This is a genomic window from Amycolatopsis sp. WAC 01376 (genome assembly GCF_003947415.1).
Classification (GTDB): domain Bacteria; phylum Actinomycetota; class Actinomycetes; order Mycobacteriales; family Pseudonocardiaceae; genus Amycolatopsis.
The window spans coordinates 826,639-845,106 of record NZ_QHKL01000002.1 but is presented as its reverse complement, the minus strand read 5'-3'; the positions used below and the strand labels follow the sequence as shown (position 1 = coordinate 845,106).

Annotated in this window: 18 protein-coding genes; 7 read left to right on the top strand and 11 right to left on the bottom strand. The window is 67.9% G+C overall.

The genetic code is table 11. The features are described from left to right. Positions 1-25: 25 nt before the first annotated feature. The gene (locus DMH03_RS13290) at positions 26-1,612 is read right to left on the bottom strand and encodes a discoidin domain-containing protein (RefSeq protein WP_233611495.1); all 1,587 of its coding nucleotides are present in this window, start codon (positions 1,610-1,612) and stop codon (positions 26-28) included. A gap of 132 nt (positions 1,613-1,744) precedes the next feature. Here DMH03_RS13290 and DMH03_RS13285 point away from each other — a divergent pair, with 132 nt between their 5' ends. Next, positions 1,745-2,389, top strand: coding sequence for an HAD family phosphatase (locus DMH03_RS13285; RefSeq protein WP_125792289.1), 645 nt, complete (start codon positions 1,745-1,747; stop codon positions 2,387-2,389). On the opposite strand, the gene DMH03_RS13280 is transcribed toward DMH03_RS13285, so the two are convergent. Beyond that, positions 2,379-2,846, bottom strand: coding sequence for an NUDIX domain-containing protein (locus tag DMH03_RS13280; RefSeq protein ID WP_125792288.1), 468 nt, complete (start codon positions 2,844-2,846; stop codon positions 2,379-2,381). The two genes, DMH03_RS13285 and DMH03_RS13280, sit on opposite strands and share 11 nt — an antisense overlap. Before the next feature lie 145 nt (positions 2,847-2,991). Here DMH03_RS13280 and DMH03_RS13275 point away from each other — a divergent pair, with 145 nt between their 5' ends. Together DMH03_RS13275 and DMH03_RS13270 are read left to right on the top strand one after the other, a co-directional pair. After that, positions 2,992-3,423, top strand: a complete 432-nt coding sequence (locus DMH03_RS13275; RefSeq protein ID WP_125792287.1) for a DoxX family protein — start codon at positions 2,992-2,994, stop codon at positions 3,421-3,423. A gap of 185 nt (positions 3,424-3,608) precedes the next feature. Further along, positions 3,609-4,037, top strand: coding sequence for a DoxX family protein (locus DMH03_RS13270; protein ID WP_125792286.1), 429 nt, complete (start codon positions 3,609-3,611; stop codon positions 4,035-4,037). 167 nt (positions 4,038-4,204) lie between these two features. On the opposite strand, the gene DMH03_RS13265 is transcribed toward DMH03_RS13270, so the two are convergent. The 7 genes from DMH03_RS13265 to DMH03_RS13235 form a co-directional block, all read right to left on the bottom strand. Further along, entirely contained in the window at positions 4,205-4,810 is a 606-nt protein-coding gene (locus DMH03_RS13265; protein WP_125785033.1) for an ATP/GTP-binding protein, read from the bottom strand. Beyond that, positions 4,791-5,162, bottom strand: coding sequence for a DUF742 domain-containing protein (locus DMH03_RS13260; protein ID WP_125785034.1), 372 nt, complete (start codon positions 5,160-5,162; stop codon positions 4,791-4,793). The genes DMH03_RS13265 and DMH03_RS13260 overlap by 20 nt, the downstream gene beginning before the upstream one ends. Next, on the bottom strand, positions 5,159-5,569 hold the full coding sequence (locus DMH03_RS13255; RefSeq protein WP_037341577.1) for a roadblock/LC7 domain-containing protein: 411 nt from the start codon (positions 5,567-5,569) through the stop codon (positions 5,159-5,161). Before DMH03_RS13255 ends, DMH03_RS13260 begins: the two co-directional genes overlap by 4 nt. After that, positions 5,570-8,080: a nitrate- and nitrite sensing domain-containing protein gene (locus DMH03_RS13250; RefSeq protein ID WP_125792285.1), complete on the bottom strand. Its 2,511-nt coding sequence runs from the start codon at positions 8,078-8,080 to the stop codon at positions 5,570-5,572. It abuts the gene before it with no gap. A 373-nt stretch (positions 8,081-8,453) separates the two neighbouring features. Then, positions 8,454-8,804, bottom strand: coding sequence for a hypothetical protein (locus DMH03_RS13245; protein ID WP_125792284.1), 351 nt, complete (start codon positions 8,802-8,804; stop codon positions 8,454-8,456). A gap of 213 nt (positions 8,805-9,017) precedes the next feature. Beyond that, complete coding sequence (locus DMH03_RS13240) at positions 9,018-10,199, bottom strand: kynureninase (protein WP_125792283.1); 1,182 nt, start codon at positions 10,197-10,199, stop codon at positions 9,018-9,020. Next, positions 10,183-10,830 carry a transcriptional regulator gene (locus DMH03_RS13235; protein ID WP_125792282.1) on the bottom strand — a complete coding sequence of 216 codons (648 nt, stop codon included), beginning with the start codon at positions 10,828-10,830 and terminating at the stop codon, positions 10,183-10,185. Before DMH03_RS13235 ends, DMH03_RS13240 begins: the two co-directional genes overlap by 17 nt. Positions 10,831-10,978: 148 nt before the next feature. Between DMH03_RS13235 and DMH03_RS13230 the strand changes: the two genes are divergently transcribed. Together DMH03_RS13230 and DMH03_RS13225 are read left to right on the top strand one after the other, a co-directional pair. Then, positions 10,979-12,844, top strand: a complete 1,866-nt coding sequence (locus DMH03_RS13230; RefSeq protein WP_125792281.1) for a long-chain fatty acid--CoA ligase — start codon at positions 10,979-10,981, stop codon at positions 12,842-12,844. Positions 12,845-13,018: 174 nt separating this feature from the next. Continuing rightward, complete coding sequence (locus DMH03_RS13225) at positions 13,019-13,675, top strand: maleylpyruvate isomerase N-terminal domain-containing protein (protein WP_125792280.1); 657 nt, start codon at positions 13,019-13,021, stop codon at positions 13,673-13,675. A 117-nt stretch (positions 13,676-13,792) separates the two neighbouring features. On the opposite strand, the gene DMH03_RS13220 is transcribed toward DMH03_RS13225, so the two are convergent. Beyond that, positions 13,793-14,686 carry an SDR family NAD(P)-dependent oxidoreductase gene (locus DMH03_RS13220; protein ID WP_125792279.1) on the bottom strand — a complete coding sequence of 298 codons (894 nt, stop codon included), beginning with the start codon at positions 14,684-14,686 and terminating at the stop codon, positions 13,793-13,795. A 372-nt stretch (positions 14,687-15,058) separates the two neighbouring features. Between DMH03_RS13220 and DMH03_RS13215 the strand changes: the two genes are divergently transcribed. Then, positions 15,059-16,273 carry an MFS transporter gene (locus DMH03_RS13215; RefSeq protein WP_125792278.1) on the top strand — a complete coding sequence of 405 codons (1,215 nt, stop codon included), beginning with the start codon at positions 15,059-15,061 and terminating at the stop codon, positions 16,271-16,273. Between the two features lie 389 nt (positions 16,274-16,662). Here DMH03_RS13215 and DMH03_RS42540 read toward each other — a convergent pair whose 3' ends face one another. After that, entirely contained in the window at positions 16,663-16,857 is a 195-nt protein-coding gene (locus DMH03_RS42540; RefSeq protein WP_233611494.1) for a hypothetical protein, read from the bottom strand. Positions 16,858-16,923: 66 nt separating this feature from the next. Between DMH03_RS42540 and DMH03_RS13205 the strand changes: the two genes are divergently transcribed. Then, complete coding sequence (locus DMH03_RS13205; protein ID WP_233611492.1) at positions 16,924-18,144, top strand: GGDEF domain-containing protein; 1,221 nt, start codon at positions 16,924-16,926, stop codon at positions 18,142-18,144. Positions 18,145-18,468: the final 324 nt, after the last annotated feature.

The following is an 18,468-nucleotide window of genomic DNA, read 5'->3' as shown; positions in this document are numbered from 1 at the left end:
GCAACCTGGTGCCGAAACGCGAGGATCAGTGGCAGGTGTAGGTGGGAGACGAGTCGATGGTCTTGCCGTCGAGACCGACGAACTGGGTCGAGAAGGCGTTGTCCGACATGTTCAGCTTGAGCACGCCGTAGGTCGAGATCGCCTTCGCCGTGGCCGGGTGTTCCGTCTTCACCGGGTACAGGCTCGCCCCGCCACCACCGCCGATGATCTGCACCGGACCGGCGGCGTCCTTGTCCCCGTCCGCGTTCTGCGGATAGAACCGTTCGTAGTGGTGGTCGTGCCCGTTGAGCACGAGGTCGACCTTGTTCTGGACCATGGTCTCCCAGAGGGTGGCCATCTTGCTGTTGTCGCCGTGGTCACCCGAGGTGTAGCGCGGGTGGTGGTAGTACGCGGCGACGCAGGGCTTGGTGTTGTTCTTCAGGTCCTGCTTGATCCAGTTCAGCTGCTCGTCGCTGATCGCGTTCGCGGCGAGGCCGGGCGAGAACTCCGTGCTGTCGATGGCGACGAAGTGCCAGTTGCCCATTTCCCAGCTGTAGTAGGTCTTCCCGTTCGGCGTCGCGATCTTGCCGAAGTACTGCTTGTAGGCGCCCAGCGGGGTGTGGTCGTAGGTCTCGTGGTTGCCGGGGACCGGGTGCATGATGTTCTTGTACTTGCCCCAGGTCTTGTCGAAGTACTTCGTGAAGTCCTCGATGTGGGCGTCGTCGTACTGGTTGTCGCCCATGGTGATCACCGCGGCCGGATTCATCTGGCCGACCAGCGCGGCGCTCTTCGGGTGGACGCACGAAGACGAGGAAGCGGTGCACTGTTCGGCGATGTCACCGGAGGCGGCGATGACGAACGACGAACCGCCCGCCTGCGTGGTCGCCTGGATCTGGTTGCTGGCCGCCGAGGTGTTGCCGGCGGCGTCCTTCGCGCGGACGGTGTAGGTGTACGCGGTCGACGCGCCCAGCCCGCTGTCGGTGTAGGACGCGGTCTCGGTCGTGCCGACGACCTGGCCGTTGCGCAGCACCTCGTAGCCGGTGACGCCGACGTTGTCGGTCGAAGCGGTCCACGTCAGGTCCACAGTGGACGCGGTGACCGAACCGGCCTTGAGGTTCGACGGCGCGGTGGGCGCCTGCGTGTCACCGGAGGAGTCCGATGTTCCGTAGACCTGCATCTCCCAGAGGGAGTAGCCGTAGCTCGTGGCGCGTTTGGTCCCGACGAGGCGGAGGTACCGGCCGCGGGCGGACAGGCCGGTGAGGTCGTCGGTCCCGCCGTTGCCGTTGGTGACGGATTTGACCGGGGTCCACGCCGAGCCGTCGTTGGAGACCTCGAGTTTGTACGCGGTGGCGTACGCCGCTTCCCAGTTCAGCTTGACCCGGTTGATGGCGGACGGACCGCCGAGGTCGATGCGGATGAACTGCGGATCGACGCCTTCGGCACTCGCCCACCGGGTGCTGGTCTTCCCGTCGACGGCCAGCGGGCCGCCGTAGGAGGAGGACTCCACCGAGGAGACAAGGACGGATTTACCTTGGGACAAAAGGACATCAGCGGCTTGGGCGTTACCGCTGAGCAGCGTCGGCAACAGGATGGCGGCCGCGCCTAGTGGCAGTAGTCGGGTTCGGGCCTTCACATCGATCTCCCCGGGAATCCGTGGCGGCGGGTTGAGAGGGACGGGTGCGCGGCGTTGTTCGTTTGGTAAGTTTCCTAACGAATGCGTACGGTAATCCGTCCCACTCAGTGCGTCAAGACGTAGACTCGTCCCATGATCGGCGCCTTGATCTTCGACTTCGACGGAACGCTGGTCGACACCGAGGCGGCCGTCCTCGTGGCCTGGCAGGAGACGTTCCGCGAACGCGGCGGCGAACTCCCTCTCGACGTCTGGCACACCGTGATCGGCACGCAGAACACCGCCGTCGCGATGTTCGAACTGCTCGAGAAGAACGACGAGAACCTCGACCGGATCGCGGTCCGCACCGGCGTCCGCGCCCGGGTCACCGAACTACTGGAATCAGTGGGGCCTCGCCCGGGCGTCCAGCGGTATCTCGACGACGCGAAGGAACAGGGCCTGCGGCTGGCCATCGCGTCCAGTTCGACCGGCGACTGGGTCACCACGCATCTGCACCGGCTCGGCCTCGCGGACGCGTTCGAGGCCGTTCTCACCGGCGACCTCCACGAGGCGAAGCCGAGCCCGGACCTCTACCTCGCCGCGCTCGCCGCGCTGGACCTGCCCGCGGCCGAGGCGATCGCGTTCGAGGATTCACCGCACGGCGTCACCGCGGCGAAGGCCGCCGGACTCCAGTGCGTGGCGGTGCCGAATCCGATCACCGCGGTGCTGAACTTCGACCACGCCGATCTCGTACTCGGCTCACTGGCCGACAAACCGCTCGGCGAGTTGCTCAGCCGTTGAGCAGTTCGCCGAGGCGGGCCAGGAACGGACGCTGGCCTTTGAGCAGTTTCTCCTCCGCCTCGGCCAGCGCGAACCAGGCGACCCTGTCGACCTCCGGGAACTCCTGCGTCCGGCCGGACCGCGGCGGCCACTCCATTTCGAAGGTGCCCGGCACCACCTGAGCCGGATCGAGGTCGCCCTCGACCGCCCAGACCGTCACGACCTTGCCGCCGGACTGCTTCACGACGCCGAGCGGGAGGTACTCCCCCTCCGGCGCGGGCAGCCCCAGTTCCTCGGTGAACTCGCGCCGCGCCGCGGCCTCCGGCGCCTCGCCGGGCTCGTACTCCCCCTTGGGCACCGACCAGCCGCCCGCGTCCTTCTTCGCCCAGAACGGTCCGCCCATATGCCCGAGCAGCACCTCGGTCACCTCGCCCGACCTGCGGAAGAGCAGGATCCCGGCACTCGTCTTACCCGCCATGACATCCAGTCTGGCCTTGCGCCGATCGGGTGATGCGACCGGCCCGCGAAAAAACTTTCCGCCCGGATGTCGATTCACGTCGAGCCCGTCCGACGCGTTGTCAGAAGCCGCCCCACAGACACTCCCTCCCGGAAGGACCGGAACCATGACGCAGACCATCACCCCCGCCGAGACCACCACCCCGCGTGCCGCGAAGGCGCAGGGCGCCATCCAGTCGGCCGTCCGGATCGTCGTCTCGTTCCTCTTCCTCTGCCACGGTTTGCAGGGATTCGGATTCTTCGGTGGTGTCGACGGCGCCGGCGGCTCGGTGGAACTCGGCTCCTGGCCCGGCTGGTACGGCAGCGTGATCGAGGTCGTCGGCGCCGCGCTCGTGCTGGTGGGCCTGTTCACCCGGCCGGTCGCGGTGCTCCTCTCCGGCGTGATGGCCTACGCCTACTTCACCGTCCACGCGCCGGAAGGCCTGCTGCCGCTGCAGAACATGGGCGAGCTGTCGACCCTCTACTGCTGGATCTTCCTGCTGATCGCCGCGATCGGCCCCGGCACCTTCGCCCTCGACACCCTGCGCCGCCGACGCTGAGGGAGAATCGCGAGGCCCCTTTCCTGGAACGATTCCAGGAAAGGGGCCTTTAACGCGTTTCGGCGTTGTTAAATTCGGACATAACATCGAATTACCCCCCGAAAGAAAGTTCCCTACCGATGGGGGTATCCGGCATCCTCTATCACATCAATGGTTTAGACCACCTTGAGCCGGAAGGATGCGTCATGACCCAGACAGCCACCGCCACGACCACCGAGATCGGTCCGACCGCCCCCAAGTGGCAGGGGCTGGCCCTCTCGGCCGTCCGCGTAGTGGTCGCGTTCCTGTTCCTCTGCCACGGTCTGCAGAAGCTGGGACTCTTCGACAAGCCCGCCGTGCCGTTCGCCACCTGGCCGGGCTGGTACGCCGGGGTCATCGAAACGGTCGGCTCGCTGCTGATCCTCGTCGGCCTGTTCACCCGCCCGGTCGCGGTGCTGCTTTCGGGCACGATGGCGTACGCGTATTTCGTCGTGCACCAGCCCGACGCGTTGTTACCGCTGCAGAACAAGGGCGAGACGGCGGCCCTGTACTCCTGGATCTTCCTGCTGTTCGCGGTGGTCGGACCGGGCACCTACGCGCTCGACACGCTGCTGCGACGGCGCCGGAGGTCCTGAGCCGACGACCGAGTCAGTGAAGGCCTCCTTGAGGGACTCTGGGTCCCTCAAGGAGGCCTTCACGGACCTACCACTCACGAGAGACCAGAGCCACTCCCGATGCTATGAACGGTCCTTTCCTTGCAAAATTTGCAAGGAAAGGACCGTTCATAGCGTTCGAGGTGGCGTCAGCGGCCCTGCGGCAGCCCGGCCGCCAAGTCGGACAACGCCAGCACGTGCTCCATCAGCACGGTCAACACCTGCTTCGTCGACTCGCGTTCCCGCGCGTCGCACAGCAGCAGCGGGACGTCCATGCTGACGTCGAGCGCCTGCCGGACCTCCTCGGTGCCGTAGCGGTAAGCGTTGTCGAAGCAGTTCACGGCGACGACGAACGGCAGTCCGCGACGCTCGAAGAAGTCGACGGCGGCGAAGCAGCTGTCGAGCCGCCGGGTGTCGGCCAGCACGACGGCGCCGAGCGCGCCTTCGGCCAGTTCGTCCCACATGAACCAGAACCGGTCCTGTCCCGGCGTGCCGAACAGGTACAGGATCAGTTCGGGGTTGATGGTGATGCGGCCGAAGTCGAGGGCGACCGTGGTGGTCGTCTTCTTCTCGACACCGGTGAGGTCGTCGACGCCCTCGGACGCCGCGGTGATGACCTCCTCGGTGCGCAGCGGGGGAACCTCGCTGACCGAACCGACCATCGTGGTCTTACCGACCCCGAACCCGCCGGCGATGAGGACCTTGACCGCGTTCGCGGTCAAGGATCGCCGGGGCTCAGAGTTTCCGGATGCCATCAAGAACCGCCTGGAGTACGTGTTTGTTGGGGGTGTCGGTGACCGGGGTCGCGGTGCGGAACAGCACGAGGTTCTGTTCGATGAGGTCGCTCAGCAGCACCTTCACCACCGGCAGCGGAAGGTCTATGCGCGCGGCGACCTCCGCGACGGAGGTCGGTCTCTGGCACAGGTTGAGGATCCGCCCGTACTCCGGCTCGAAGCCCGCCACCTCGTTCGCGCTGCGCATGGCGACCACCAGGGTGATCAGGTCGAGGCCGAGCGTGTCGGAGCGGGTGCGCCCGCCCGTGACGGCGTACGACCGGACCAGCGGCCCGGCCTCGTCCTCGAACCAGGACTCGTGCCGCCCGCTCATGGCGAAGTGGGAGTCGCGGCGCGGGGCGCCGAAGTGAGCACCGCGCCGACCCGTTTGACCATCAGGTTCATTTCGTAGGCGACGAGACCCATGTCCGCGTCTTCCTTCGCCAGCAGCGCGAGGCACGCTCCACGCCCGGCGGCGGTGACGAACAGGAAGGCGTGGTCCATCTCGACCATGGTCTGGCGGACGTTGCCGCCGCCGAAGTGCCGTCCCGTTCCCCGCGCGAGGCTCTGGAACGCCGACGCGACCGCGGACAGGTGCTCGCCGTCCTGCTCCGAGAGGTTCCCGGACCGCCCGATGAGCAGGCCGTCGGAGGACAGGACCACCGCCCTGTCGGCACCGCTGACCCGCTTGACCAGGTCGTCCAGCAACCAGTCGAGTTCACTGACTCCCGCGTTGGCCATCTAGTCACGATCTCCGTACATGTCGAGGTCGGTGTAGTCGTCGGTGGGTTCGGTGTCCCGCGCGCGGCGCGTGCCCTGCTGGAACGCGGCGAGCCGGTTCCTCGCCAGCTCGGGGGTGTCCTCGCGGACCTCCTCGGCGTGGGCGGCGGGCCGGTCCTCCATGAGCTGGGGGACCAGGTTCGCCTGACGGCGGCGCTGCGGCAGCGGTGGCCTGCCGGGCGCCTCGGGGCCGGGCCGCCGGGTCTGCGGCGGGCGGCCGTCCTGGGGACGGGTGTCCTGAGGCCGGTTGTCGACGGGCGGCCACGCCGGCGGCTGCACCGGCTGCGGACGGCCTTCGGCACGCACGGGCTCGGGACGGATCGGCTCGGGCCGCGGCGTCTCCGGCCGGGGCACCCGCGGCGGACGCGGGGGCAGCGGCGGCAACGTTCCGCCGGGCTGCTCCGGGCCCTGCTGCGGCTGGGGTGCCACCGGCATCGGCACGGGCAGTTCGGGCCGTTCCGCGGGGAACTCGGTGCGGTGGCGGGCACGACGGCCCGGGAGCAGCGGCGCGGCTTCCGGCACCTCGGTGCTCTCGGGGTCCACCTCGTCCTCCGGCTGATCAGACGGGACCGGCGCGAGCAGGTCGGTGCGGACGAGCACGATGGCCCTGGTGCCGCCGTACGCCGACTCGCGCAGGTGCACGGAGATCCCGTGACGCGCGGCGAGGCGCGCGACCACGAACAGGCCCAGCCGTGGCTCGGCTGACAAGGCCATGATGCCGAAGTCCGGCGGATCGGCCAACATCGCGTTCAGCTCGGCGGCCTGTTCGGGCTCGATACCGAGGCCCTGGTCCTCGACCTCGATCACGACACCCTTGCCGACCACGTTGCCCCGCAGCTCGACGCGCGACTGCGGCGGCGAGAAGGCGGTCGCGTTGTCGATCAGCTCCGCGAGCAGGTGCACGAGGTCGCCGACGACCGGGCCCTGCACCGCCATCGCGGGCATCTTCGCCGTCTTCACCCTGGCGAAGTCTTCGGTCTCGGCGGAGGCGCCGCGGGTCAGCTCGGCCAGCGTCACCGGCTTGCGCCACTGACGACCGGGCTGACCGCCACCGAGGATGATCAGGTTCTCCGCGTTGCGGCGGGCGCGCGTGGAGAGGTGGTCCAGCTGGAAGAGCGTCTCCAGCTGCTCCGGGTCCTCCTGTTTGCGCTCGGCCTGGTCGAGCACCTTGAGCTGGCGGTGCACGATGACCTGGCTGCGGTGCGCGATGTTGAGGAACACCGTCTTGGTGCCCTCACGGGTCCTCGCCTCTTCCACCGCGGCCGCGATGGCGGTCTGCTGCGCCTTGTTGAAGGCCTCGGCGACCTGGCCGATCTCGTCGTCGCCGTGGTCGAGGAAGTGACCCTTGTCGTCGAGGTCGACGGGTTCACCCGCCCGCACCCGGTCCACCAGTTCCGGCAGCCGGATCTCGGCGACGTCGAGGGTGTCCTCGCGCAGCCGCGCCAGCCTTCCGATGAGCCGGTTGGACAGCCGCAGGGCGATGATGAACACGCCGATCGCCACCAGCAGCGCGATGGCCGCGGCGATGGCCGAGGTGATCAGCGTCCGGTCGGCGTCGTCGACCGCCTGCGTCGTGGCCGTACCACTCTGCTCGACGAAGCCGCGCATCATCGCGTCACTGACGCCGCGCGCGGCCTGAAGCCACGTCTGCTCGGGGATGGGGAGCGTGGCCTTGCTGTTCTGCAGGAAGGTGTTCTCGACCGTGTTGACGGCCTTCCACGGATCGCTCGCGACGAGCTGGTCGAACTTCGCCTTGACGTCCGGCAGCATCCGCGAGACCGAAGACTCCAGCTGCGAACGATAGGAACCGACCTCGGTGACGTAGGCGCGGTAGGTCTCGTCGGTGAAGCCGCCGCCCGCGACCGCCGCGGCGGCGAGGGCGTTCGCGCGCTGCATCTGGTCGATGGCGGTGAACAGCGGCACCGCGGTGATCCGCTGGTAGGCGTTCTCCGCGTTCGGCGCGTCCTGGGCCAGCCCGGTGAGACCTTCGACGAACTGGTCGAGGATCTGGTTGTAGAAGGTGAAGGCGTCCAGCAGCGGGAGCTGACCGGAGTCGGCCGACTGCCGCATCTGCGGCATCTTCTGGAAGAGCCCGTTCACCGTGGCGATGTTGCGCTGCACGCTGTCGGGCGAGTCGCCGATGAACTTCTGAAGGTGGGCGACGACGCCCTGGGTGGCGGCGTCGGTCTTCGCGCGCTGCTCGACGAGCGTCGCGTGCTGCGACCGGTCCCCGGCGAGTTCGCGCAGCGTCAGGCGCCGCTCTTCCTGCACCTGGACGAAGAAGGGGAGAGAGGGGGCTTCCGAGTCACGGATCCGCTGCGCGTAGTCACGGCCGTTGACCGCGTCGAAGATCAGGTACCCGCCGATCGCCAGACCGACCAGCATCAGCGCGATGCTCGGAATGAGCGCGATCGTCAGAACGCGCGAACGAATCGAAGAGCCGCGGCCTCGTGGAAGGGGAATTTGCTTCACCGTGGTCCGTTTTCCTTCCGGCAGTTTCAGGTGTCGGGTCGCCGGGGATCTCATACCCGCGGGATCCGATTGCCGGATCAACACAGCGTGGTCCGCTCCGCCCGCGAAGACGCTAGGAGACCCAAACGGGTGAGTCAAGTCCAGACGCGAAGGGTAGTCGCGTATGGCCGTGACCAGGTCACGAGAGGTCGGTGGACCTCGAAAGTCCACCACGTGGACCTGGGCACCCCGACAAGTGACTCACCAGTAGGTCACCTGGCGGTTTACCGCAGGCAGCGGCTTGATCGACAGTCTTCGGACTCGATCAAGTCACCGCTCGCGGCGCTCACTTCGCGGTGAAAAACCCGGCGAAAACTACTCGCCGTGACGTCGCTCACGCTTTCGGACCAGCGCTCCACATACCGTTCGGTTTGCGAACGACTTCGCCGCGGAGGAACGCCGTCGTAACGCCGTTCGCGCCACGGAATCGAGAATTACGGACACTAATCGCCGCCGATTCGGCGAAATGATCTTCGTCGGCGCGGCCGAGCTCGTCGTCGAGGAGCGCGTCGACCTTCCCGGAGGCGTCCCGGAGCATCCGGACGCCCGCCCAGCACAGGGTCGCCACCCCGCAGATCAGGATCGCGACGAGCACGGTCTCGACCGGGTACCGGGAGCCGAATTCGTTGAGCAGAAAACCGGAGGCGACACCGGACACGGCGACGGCGGTATAGGTGAACGACACGATCCCCTCCTTCTCCAGGCGCCGGGCCCGCGCCTCGCCGGTAAGACGCGCGACGCGGGTTTCCCTTACGCCACAGGGGAAGGATCTACGTCACACTCGCGGCGAGAGCGAATATCGAGATTAACAGCGGATTCGCGAAAGATCGCGCGTTCTCCCCCGCGGGGGCGAGGCGATCACCTATTTGCCACCGATTCCCGAATGAGATTCATCGTTTCAGTGTCGAAGCTCCCGAAGCGTCGTTACCGCGCGGAGCACCTCGCCGTAGGTGGTGTAGAGCGGAGCCAGCCCGAACCTCAGCACGTTGGGCGGGCGGAAGTCGCCGATCACCCCGCGTTCGATCAGGGCCGCCATCGTCTTGGCCGCGTCTTCGTCGATGACCGAGATCTGATGCCCGCGGTCTTCGCCGCGCGGGGTCGCGATCGTCGCGCCGTCGAGGAGTTCGTCCGCGCACCGGAAGAAGAACTCGCCGAGCGCGAGCCCCTTCGCCCGCAGCAGCCCGCGATCCACGCCGTCCCAGACGTCGAGGGCCGCGTCGAGCGCGAGCAGCGAAAGGATGTCGGGAGTGCCCGCGCGGCCGCGCGCGATGCCGGCGTTCGCCTCGTACGCGCCGCGCATCGCGAACGGGTCGCTGTCGCCGGCCCAGCCAGCCAGCGGTTGCTCGAACCCGTCCAGCCATTTCGTTGCCACGTAAAGGAAGGCCGGTGCTCCGGGGCCGCCGTTGAGGAACTTGTACGTGCAGCCGACGGCGAGGTCCACGCCCGCCGCGTCCAATTCGACCGGGAGCGCGCCGACGCTGTGGCAGAGGTCCCAGAGCACCAGCGCGCCCGTGCGGTGCAGTGCCCCGGTCAGCGTGGCCATGTCGTGGGCGCGTCCGGTCACGTAGTCGACGTGGTTGATCAGCGCGACGGCCGTCCGTTCGCTCGCCTCTCGCGGCATGTCCTCGGCGACGACGCGGCGCACCGTGCGCCCGGTCAGCCGAGCGACTTCGTCGGCGATGTAGCCGTCGGTCGGGAACGTGTCCGCGTCGACGAGGATCTCGTCGCGGCCCGGCCTGAGGCGGGTCGCGGCGACCAGCGCCTTGAACAGGTTCACGCTGGTCGAGTCCGCCACGACGAGCTGTCCCGGCGCGGCACCCACCAGCGGCGCGATCCGCTCGCCGACCCGCACCGGCGCCTCCCACCAGCCCTCCGACCAGGACCGGATGAGCCGTCCACCCCATTGCTCGCGGACGACCGCGGCGACCCGGTCCGCCACGTGTTTCGGCGGGGCGCCCAGCGAGTTGCCGTCGAAATAGGCGACATCGGCGTCGAGGTCGAATTCGTTCCGCTTGTGCGCCAAGGGATCGGCCGCGTCCAGTGCCGCGGCCTCCGCTACGAGATCAGTCACGGTGGTCATCGTCGGCGAGAGTGTTCCAGAAGTCCAGCTCGTACGCCTGGAACAACCGCGCGTGGGTCCGAGCGTCCTTTTCGGACAGTTTCCCGGCGTCGAGCGCGGCCTGCACGGCCCGTACGGCGAGCTCTTCGAGCTCCGGGGACGGCGCGCCGAAGAAGTCGAAGAAGGCACACGCCTCGTCGTCGAAGCCGTAGCGCTCACGCATCGCGGCGGCGATCGCGGCGCAGTACCGGCCGAAGGCGGCGAAGTTGGCGACGATCGCCACGATGACGTCCGCCGGTTCGCCGTTGAGCGCCAACCAAGCGACGAACGCCGGATACGCCTGGCAGCCCGCGCGCGGCTCGAAGCCGGGCGACTCCTCGGCGAGCGACGGAAGCTTGCCGAGCGCCAGCCCCTCACCGGAGGCCAAGGCCACGAAGAACTCCCGCGCGTTCCGCTCCCGCGCGCGGGACGCGAGATGCAGGAAACTACGCCAATCACTGCGGACGATCCGGTACTCCTCCGCGGCGATCGCGGCGAAGATCCCCCGTGCCGCCTCGCCCGCCGCGACCGACGGGACGAGCCGGTTTTCGTCGTCGCGGGGTGCGAGTTCCGCCTGCACCGCGTCGATCAACTCGCGTGCCGAACCGGTCATCGTCGAGGGTCCTCCCGTTCGGTACTGACGCGGTGAAAACGGAAAAGGTGGACATTTCGCGAGCCGCGACCGTGGCCGCGATTCTCTATCCAGCACTGCCGACAGCCCTTACAGTGTGCCTGATCAGGCAGCATCGAGGAGGCCAGCGTTGACCACCCAGCCGACCGTCGCCGAGCAGATCGAAGGCCAGACCATCCCCGCCCTGCTTCACCGCAACGCCCAGGAGTTCGGTGAGCTGCCGGCGGTCACGTCACTCGACAACGAGGGCAAGCCGACCCTGACCTGGGCCGAATTCCGCACCGCCATCGCGGAGGTGTCGCGCGGGCTCGCGGGCCTCGGGATCGGCGTCCGCGACCGGATGCTGATCATGGCGCCGAGCAGTCCCGAACACCTGATCGCCGACCTCGCCGCGGCCCATCTCGGCGCGATCCCCTGCACCGCGTACGCGACGCTCAGCCCGGAGCAGATCGGGTTCGTCGCCCGGCACAGCGCCGCCGGTGTCGTCGTCCTCGCCGGTGCCGACGAACTCGGCCGCTGGTCGCAGGTGCTCGACGAACTGCCCGCGCTGCGGCACATCGTCCTGCTCGACGGGTCCGTGATCCCCCCGGACGACAAGCGTTTCCTGTCGTTCGCCGATCTGCGCGCGGCGGGCGCGGAGGCGCACGCGGCCGATCCTCAGGCGTTCGAGACGGCGTGGTCCTCGATCACCCCGGACGACCCGCTGTCGATGATCTACACCTCCGGCACCACCGGCGACCCCAAGGGTGTCGTGCTGTCGCACCGCAACGCGATCTACCAGGCCGTCGCCGTCCAGCGGATGCACGACTCCCCGATGCACGCGACGAACATCGCGTACCTGCCGCTCGCGCATATCGCCGAACGCGAACTGTCGATCTACATGCCGATCGTGTGGGCCGGGCACGTGCACACCGTCGGCGACCCGACCGGCGTCGTCGGCGCGCTGGGCCAAGTGCACCCGAAGAGCTTCTTCGGCGTCCCGCGAGTGTGGGAAAAGATGGTGGCAGGCCTGAAGAACCTGCTCGGCTCGCTGCCGGAGGAGAAGCGGAACGGCCTGCTCGGCGCGAACGAACTGCTGCAGCAGGGCTACAAACTGCGCAGTGACGGCAAGGAGGTCCCGCCGGAACTCGCGGAGAAGATCGCGCAGACCGACGCCGCCGCGCTCGCGCCGGTCCGGGCGATGCTGGGTCTCGACCAGATCGAGGTCGCCTCCAGCGGTGCCGCCGCGCTGCCGGTGGAGATCCTGTACTTCATCGCCGGGCTCGGCGTCGAGATCCAGGAGGTCTGGGGACTGTCCGAGACCACCGGCGCGGTCACCTCGAACACGCCGTCGGCGTTCAAGGCCGGTTCGGTCGGCCGTCCGCTGGAAGGCATCGAGGTGCAGGTCGCCGAAGACGGCGAACTCCTCGTCCGGGGCGCCATCGTGTTCCTCGGCTACCTGCAGGAAGACGGCACGATCAAGCCCGACGTCGACGCCGACGGCTGGCTCGCCACCGGCGACATCGGCACGATCGACGAACGCGGCTTCGTCACGATCACCGACCGCAAGAAGGAACTGATCATCACCTCGAGCGGCAAGAACATCGCCCCGACGAAGATCGAAGGGCTGCTCAAGGAACACCCGCTGATCGGACAGGCCGTCGCGATCGGCGAGAAACGGCCGTACGTCACCGCGCTGATCGTCATCGACGACGAGATCGCGCCGGGCTGGGCGACCGCGAACGGCATCCAGCTCGCCGAGGGCGAATCGCTCGCCGACAACGCGGAGGTCCGCGCGGAGATCGAGAAGGCCGTCGAGGCGGCGAACGCGCGGCTGGCCAGGATCGAGCAGATCAAGCGGTACCACGTGATCCCCAAGGCCTGGACGCCCGAAAGCGGCGAGGTGACCCCGACCCTGAAACTGAAGCGGCGGATCATCAACGACCGCTACGCGCCCACGATCGCGGACCTGTACCCGGCCTCCGCTCCGGAACCCGCTCCCGCCGCCGGTTCCTGACGCGCGTGAAGTCGTAAGACGCGTGATTGAAGGCGTAACTCGCGTGTCTGGAGCCGTAACACGCGAGTTACGCCTCCGATCACGCGAGTTCCGCCTCCAATCACGCGAGTTCCGTCTCCGAGCACGGGACGAAAGGAGTCGCGACCGGGAAGCGGCCGCTGCTAACTTGCCGCCGTGGATCTCTTCTCCCGCTCCTGGGCGGCGCTTCTCGCCGCCGTCGCCGAAACCCCTGACGAAGACTTCGCCAAACCTTCCGGCTGTGCCGGCTGGCTGGTGCGGGACCTGGTGTGTCACCTGGTGATCGACGCGCAGGACGTCCTGATCACCCTCGCCACTCCCGCCGAAACCGAACCCACGCGCGACGCGGTCACCTACTGGGAGCTCGCCGACAAGCCGCCGACCGGCGAGGACGACCTCGACGCGCTGATCGTGCGGCTCGCCGCCGCCTACCAGGAACCGCGGCTGCTCAAGTTCCATCTCGACGACGTCGGTTCCGCCGCGGGCCGGGCCGCCGGCCTGGCCGACCCGGGGATGCGGGTCGCCACCCGCGACATCGTCCTGTCCGCGGGCGACTTCCTGTCCGCGTACGTCCTGGAATGGACGCTGCACCACCTCGATCTGGTCGCGCATCTCCCGCACCTCGACGGGCCCGCCGCCGACAGTCTCGCCAGGACGCGGCAGATCCTGGAGCAGCGCACCGGCGAGACGTTCCCGGCGTCGTTCTCCGACACGGACGCGCTGCTGGTCGGCACCGGCCGCCGCGAGCCGACCGACGCCGAGAAGGCCGAACTCGGCGACCTGGCCGCGAAGCTGCCCTTCGTAGTCGGCTAGGCGGTCCCAGGTCGGCGGACGACACGCGTGACCGGAGGGACGACACGCGTGATTGGACGGACGACACGGTCGTGTCGTCCACCTGATCACGCGTGTCGTCCGTCGAATCACGCGTGATCAAGCCGTCCGGGTCGACTCCGTCCACTTCCGCAGCCGGGGCGGGACACGCTTTTCGAGCCCGTAGTTCTCCAGATGCGCGCTGAAGACCTCGTCGAAGGCGCGCTGCACGGTCTCGGTGTCCCACACCGGCCGTTCGAGGATGGGTTGCTTCAGGTACGGCTGCCCCATGACGTGCAGTTGCGGACCGTTGCAGCGGATCATCTGCCCGGTGATGCCGTCGGATCCGGCGCCGAGCAGGAAGAGCACGATCGGCGCGATCCGCGACGGCGTCCGGTCCGGCGGGCAGGCCCGCAGCGACCGTTCGGATTTCCACACCATCCGGGTGTGCGCGAGCGGGCAGACCGCGTTCACCCGGATCCCGCTCTCCTCCAGGTCCAGCGCCCAGGAGTAGGTCAGTGAGGCGACGGCGCCCTTGCTGGCGGCGTACACGCCCAGCTTGCGCTGCCCGAGCGAGGCGCCGGACGAGATGTTGACGATCGAGCCCGGCCTGCCGCTTTCGACCATCGCCTTGATCGCGGCGAGCCCGGTGTACATGACGCCGAGGACGTTCACCTCGACCAGCTCGCGTGCCTGCTCGACGTCGTCCTCCCACGGCAGCGCCTCGTAGTTCAGGCCCGCGTTGTTGACCAGCCCGTCGATCGCGCCGAACTCGGCGAGGCACAGGTCGACGATCTCCTGCGCCTGCTTCGGATCAGCGACGCTGTGCCCGCTGGCAACCGCCCGGCCGCCGAACCGGCGGATGTTCTCCGTCGTCCGTTCGGCCAGTTCGGCGTCGATGTCGTTGACCACGACGGCGCCGCCCGCCCTCGCCACGTGTACCGCGAACGCCTCACCGAGTCCCCGCCCCGCCCCGGTCACGACGACGGCCTTGTCGTCGAGCAAACCGTTCATCGCCTTCACCCCTTTGAACCCAGCCGGCCTCCACCTCCAGACCGGTCTCTACTCAGTGTTGGCCCATTCGGCCCAGCCGGGTCTCAGGCGGCGGCGAACGGCGGCCCGGCTGCGCCGAGCGAGGGCACGGCGATAGCCGCGCAGATACCCGCGGGCGAGTCAGGCCGACGTCACCCACCGGTCGGACGGCGTAGCCCGATCAGCTCAACAGGCGCGGGATTCACCGGTCTTCTGTTCGTCTCCCTGTAGCCGGAGGCATACTGAACGTTGTCCGGCGGGACATCGACTGTGACTCCCTCGTCGACCACGTAACACGGCAGGCAAGAATGCGAGGGAAGCAAGTTCACCCGATCGGGGGGAGGTGGTCACGCAGTGAAGACGAACGCGGCGCCGCGGATGACCGCCGCCCTGGCGAACCGCGAGTTCCGCGCACTCTGGCTCGCCGAGGTGCAGTCCCTCATCGGGGATCAGCTCACCATCGTCGCGCTGGCGATCCTCGTCTACGACCGGACAGGCTCCGCGTTGCTCTCCGCGGTGGTCTACTCCCTGACCTTCCTGCCCGCGCTGGCCGGCGGCCTCGGCCTCTCCCAGCTGGCCGACCGCTACCCGCGGCGCACCGTCCTCGTCGTCTCGTCGCTGATCCAGGGGCTGCTGATCGCGATCATGGCGATCCCCGGCACCCCGCTCGCCCTGTTGTGCGGGCTGGTGGTGCTGGCGCGGCTGGTGAACGCGCCGGGCAACGCGGCGCAGAACGCGCTGACGCGCGAGGTGTTCACCGACGACGACCTCTATCTCAAGAGCCAGGACATCCGCGGCATCTCGACCAACACCGCCATGCTGCTCGGTCTGGCGGGCGGCGGTCTGCTGGTTTCGCAGGTCGGGGTGAGCTGGGCGCTGGCGCTGGACGCCGCGACCTTCCTGTTGAGCGCGGCCGTGGTCCGCTTCTCCGTGTCCCGGCGGGCGGCGGCGTCCGACGGCAACGGCAGCTGGTTCGGCGCGGTCAAGCAGGTCTTCGGCAACCGTCACCTGCGGGTGCTGGTCTGGTTCTCGTGGCTGGTGGGCCTCGCCGTCATCCCCGAGGGGCTCGCGGCACCGCTCGCCGCGGAGATGGGCGTCGGGAAACAGGCCGTCGGCTGGCTCCTGGCCGCCGATCCGCTGGGTTTCGTCATCGGGGCGTTCCTGCTGTCCCGGTTCGTCTCCGCGGAACAACGGCGGAGGCTGCTCGGCGTTCTGGCGGCACTACCGATGCTCGCCCTGATCGCCTTCGTGCTCAAACCCGGGCTGATCCCGGCGTTGCTGCTGCTGGCGGCGGCGGGTGCCGCGGGGGCGTACCTGATCACGGTGAGCGCCACGTTCATCACCTGGGTCCCGAACGAACTCCGGGGCGGTGCGGGTGGGGTGTACCGCACGGGGTTGCGGGTGGCTCAAGGAATAGGGGCGGGACTCGGCGGGCTCGCCGCCGATCGGCTAGGGGCGGCGACCTCGGCCATCGCGCTGGCAGGCGTGGTCGGCCTGCTGCTGGCCGTACTGGTCGCGCTCAGCTGGTGGCACATCAACGGAACCAGCCCGGAACCGTTGCTGTCATGACGAATCCACACTGGACGACCCCTGGGGCGGCGACTCGGCCGCCCGGTGGGTTCGTACACGAGAAACTCGACGGGACACTGCTTCCACACCTCGGGGAAAAGAAACGACTCTCGATCAGAAGTCACGGCTCGACATGGTCGGACACCTCCTGGGAACCTCGCAGCGAACTAATACCTTGTCCGGGCTCAGAAGTCACGACTGGACACTATCCGTCACCCCTTCCGCGTCGCGTCTCGAAAAACATTCAGTCACCAAGATCAGAAATCACGGGACACGATTGCCACCTCCGGTCCGTGTTCGCGGGCACCCTTGCCGCTGTCGGACAACTGATGCGATGGGATGATACCGGCCGTGGAATACGAACGGTGTATCAGTCGGTACCGGTGAGATTACTCAGCCGTGCCGTCCGCGCGGAAAAGAGGTAGCAATTGCCAGCCGAGACCGGTGACCGCCGCCAGCACGGTGACGGCACCGGCGACCTTGACGACGCGGCCACGCCGTCCGCGGCGCGGAGCGAGGTACCGGTGACCGAACGCGGGCAGGTGAGCCCGGAAGGTGACCAGGCCGGACCACGGGAGCGCCATCCCTACGATCCCAGGGCGTGGGCACTCTGGCAGCGGCCGAAACGGTTCATCGCGTTCCTTTTCGCCATGGAGGCGATCGGAATCGCGATCATGGTCGTCGCGACGATGGATTCCACGAATCCCGGAAGAACGGACTGGGTTCGTTTCGCGATTCTCGCCGTCGGCGCCACCGCGCATATTCAGCTGACCCAGCGACAAGAGGAAAGACGGCGCGATCGCAGTCGCACCGTACTCATCGACCTCACCGCGGTGTGGACATTTCCGGCCGCGGTCATCCTGCCGCTTTCACTGACGCTTTCCATCATCGCGATCGTCCGGATCCAGCATTGGTTCATCGCCCGGCGGCCCGCGCACAACTTCGTGTTCTCTTCGGTCACGCACGGCGTTTCGGTGACACTGGCGTCGCTCACCTTCGCGGCGTTCGGCCCGCATGAATGGGGACGGATTTCCGGCTGGGACACCCTCGGTGAATTCGGGGTCCTGATCATCACCGGGATGGTCTTCGAAGCGGTGCAGATCGCCTACATCGGCGGCATCCTCACGATCGGCTCGCCGAAGCGGCCCTCGCTGTCGACCGTGCTCGGCAATACGGCCGACAACCTGCTGGAGGCCATCACGATCGGCCTCGGCGCGGTCACCGCGGTACTGCTGTTGATCATGCCACCGATGGTGATCGTGATGGCCGTGGTGACGGTGGTGTTCAATCGCCTCGCCGAGATCGACCAACTGCAAAACGACGCCAGGACGGACCCGAAAACCGGTGTTCTGAACATGCGCGGATGGTCGGAGTCGGCCGATCGGGCACTCGGAAGGACTGCCCGATCGGACGACGGCCTTGCGCTTCTGATGATTGATCTCGACCACTTCAAGTGGATTAACGACACTTATGGACACCCGGCGGGCGACGACGTCCTCCGCGATGTGGCACGGAAATTGGACGAGGTCACCAGGCCCGCCGACGTCATCGGCCGGTTCGGCGGCGAGGAATTCCTCGTACTTTTGCCGGATATCGACGAAACCGCGGCGAAACTCGCCGCCGAGCGAGTGCGCAGTGCTATCGCGGAACTGCATATAGTGACTACCGACAAAAGGGGCAGCCGGGTGACGATCTCGGGCCGCACCACCTCGATCGGGGCGGCACTGTTCCCTCGTCACGGTGAATCCCTGGAGGAACTCCTGCACGCCTCCGACGCCGCCGTCTACGTGGCCAAGGAGAACGGCCGGAACCAGGTGCGGTTCGCCCAGGACGTCGACCGGCCCGCTCCCCCGCCGGCCGCCGAGGCCTGAGGGTGGTCGTGAGTGGCGTTTCGGGTTCTATTGTGGGGAAGGGCAAACGTGTCGTGGCGCGGGGCCGGTGTCGCTCCTGCGCAGGCGTTCTCCTGGTAGCGAGGGCCTCCTTGCCTACCCTGAAGGTAGTGATGGAGGCTTTCGCTACCTTCAGCTGTGATCCCTGGTGACAGGTGGTCGTGAGTGACCTCGGCGCCAGTCGTGAAGTACATGAAGGCCCCCTTCCTTGCGCTAGGCGCAAGGAAGGGGGCCTTCATGTACTTCGGCAAGGCGTGACGCCACTCACGACCACCTGGACCGAACGCGAACCCGGGTCACGCCATC

Excerpts from the sequence above, each read along its gene's own strand:
- DMH03_RS13265 (WP_125785033.1), bottom strand. The coding sequence starts at position 4,810 with ATGGCATCCGGAAACTCTGAGCCCCGGCGATCCTTGACCGCGAACGCG.
- DMH03_RS13255 (WP_037341577.1), bottom strand. The coding sequence starts at position 5,569 with ATGGCCAACGCGGGAGTCAGTGAACTCGACTGGTTGCTGGACGACCTG.
- DMH03_RS13235 (WP_125792282.1), bottom strand. The coding sequence starts at position 10,830 with ATGACCGGTTCGGCACGCGAGTTGATCGACGCGGTGCAGGCGGAACTC.
- DMH03_RS13270 (WP_125792286.1), top strand. The coding sequence starts at position 3,609 with ATGACCCAGACAGCCACCGCCACGACCACCGAGATCGGTCCGACCGCC.
- DMH03_RS13275 (WP_125792287.1), top strand. The coding sequence starts at position 2,992 with ATGACGCAGACCATCACCCCCGCCGAGACCACCACCCCGCGTGCCGCG.
- DMH03_RS13220 (WP_125792279.1), bottom strand. The coding sequence starts at position 14,686 with ATGAACGGTTTGCTCGACGACAAGGCCGTCGTCGTGACCGGGGCGGGG.
- DMH03_RS42540 (WP_233611494.1), bottom strand. The coding sequence starts at position 16,857 with ATGGCGCTCCCGTGGTCCGGCCTGGTCACCTTCCGGGCTCACCTGCCC.
- DMH03_RS13205 (WP_233611492.1), top strand. The coding sequence starts at position 16,924 with ATGGAGGCGATCGGAATCGCGATCATGGTCGTCGCGACGATGGATTCC.
- DMH03_RS13260 (WP_125785034.1), bottom strand. The coding sequence starts at position 5,162 with ATGAGCGGGCGGCACGAGTCCTGGTTCGAGGACGAGGCCGGGCCGCTG.
- DMH03_RS13280 (WP_125792288.1), bottom strand. The coding sequence starts at position 2,846 with ATGGCGGGTAAGACGAGTGCCGGGATCCTGCTCTTCCGCAGGTCGGGC.
- DMH03_RS13285 (WP_125792289.1), top strand. The coding sequence starts at position 1,745 with ATGATCGGCGCCTTGATCTTCGACTTCGACGGAACGCTGGTCGACACC.
- DMH03_RS13240 (WP_125792283.1), bottom strand. The coding sequence starts at position 10,199 with ATGACCACCGTGACTGATCTCGTAGCGGAGGCCGCGGCACTGGACGCG.